Below are 1,478 nucleotides of genomic sequence, written 5' to 3'. Positions count from 1 at the left end.
GCTCGGTTTGCTCGGTTTGCTCGGTGTTTGAGGCTTGTTTTGCGGTCTGCCATGCTCACCTTGTGGCTTCGCGTGTTCACCTTGAGGTTTCGCTTTGTAATGCTCTTTCGCAGGGCGTGAGTTCTCATCATCACGTTGACGGCGCTTTTGCTGGCCTTTTTTAGAGTTAGGTGCATGACGGAACTCGTCAGCGTTATTACCACGGAAGGTGCGCGTTTTTTGATTGCGACGAGCAGTCGAACCTTGGTTCTCTTCACGGCTATCAAACAGTTTCGCATCAGTCGCTTTACGAATATTACGACCTCGAGAATCTGTCTTTGACGCTTCCTCGGTACCAACTGAGCCATCGCACATTGCTAAAATTTCTGCGACTTCGTCATCGGTTAGGTAACGCCATTTACCATTTGGAATACCATCTAGAGAGATGTTCATGATGCGTACGCGGCGAAGTTTAAATACTTCGTAGCCGAGTGCTTCACACATACGGCGGATCTGACGGTTTAGGCCTTGCGTCAAAACAATACGGAAAGAGAACTTGGTTTCTTTCGTAACTTTACAAGGGAGTGTTACGGTATCGAGGATTCGAACACCACTCGACATCTGTTTTAGGAATTCGTCCGTAATCGGCTTGTCGACACGCACCACGTATTCTTTTTCGTGGTTGTTACCAGCGCGCAGAATCTTGTTCACAATGTCGCCATCGTTAGTCAAGAAGATCAAACCATCCGAAGGTTTATCGAGTCGACCAATTGGGAAAATACGCTTTTTGTGACCGATGAAATCGACGATATTGCCGGGGATATCACGCTCAGTCGTACAGGTGATGCCTGTTGGCTTGTTGAGGGCGATATAAATCGGCTTTTCTTTTGAAGCGACAGGCTTGCCATCAACACAAACGTCGTCACCAGGTAGTACTTTGGTGCCCATTTCTGGCTGTTTGCCGTTAATGGTCACTCGACCTTCTTCGATCAGTTTATCGGCAGCGCGACGTGAGCAAAAGCCCGTTTCGCTGATGAATTTATTTAAGCGTTTCGCGTTGTCTTGTGACATATCGGTCTCCTAACGTTTCACAACGGCGGTGAATTTGATGACCCTTCCCGCGAGTGGGAAGGGGAAATAAGGTCGGGCATTCTAGCACCGAGGAGAAACTTAACCTAACCGTTTTTGATGACGTTCGCGGTTTTCTAGTTTCTTGTCTGCGCTTTTTCTTAGCAATACATAAACAGCACCACTGCCACCGTGAAAGCGTTGTGCACTGTGCACGCATTGCACTTCTTTTATTTGTTGTAACCAACTGCTGACGAAGCTTTTCATTAATGCTGGTGGATTCGAACGTTCGCCACGGCCGTGCACAATCACAACAGTACGAATATCCATTGAGATACATTGCTTTAAGAACTTCACTACTTCATCACGCGCTTCTTTCAGCGTTTTACGATGCAAGTCTAAACGGGCTTGGATAGGGTACTTCCCAAGGC

At 47.4% G+C, this 1,478-nt stretch carries 2 protein-coding genes; both read right to left on the bottom strand.

Annotation, left to right across the window (positions count from 1 at the left end):
- On the bottom strand, nt 1–1,050 hold a 1,050-nt coding region (gene rluF, locus R8O70_RS25115; protein WP_318184450.1), incomplete at its 3' end, for a 23S rRNA pseudouridine(2604) synthase RluF.
- Nucleotides 1,051–1,149: 99 nt separating this feature from the next.
- On the bottom strand, nt 1,150–1,478 hold a 329-nt coding region (locus tag R8O70_RS25110), incomplete at its 5' end, for a Smr/MutS family protein (protein ID WP_318184449.1).

The sequence above is a fragment of the Vibrio sp. 779(2023) genome (genome assembly GCF_033344285.1).
Lineage (GTDB): Bacteria > Pseudomonadota > Gammaproteobacteria > Enterobacterales > Vibrionaceae > Vibrio > Vibrio alginolyticus.
The sequence above is the reverse complement of the archived record's forward strand: the minus strand, read 5'-3'. Positions and strand labels throughout refer to the sequence as shown.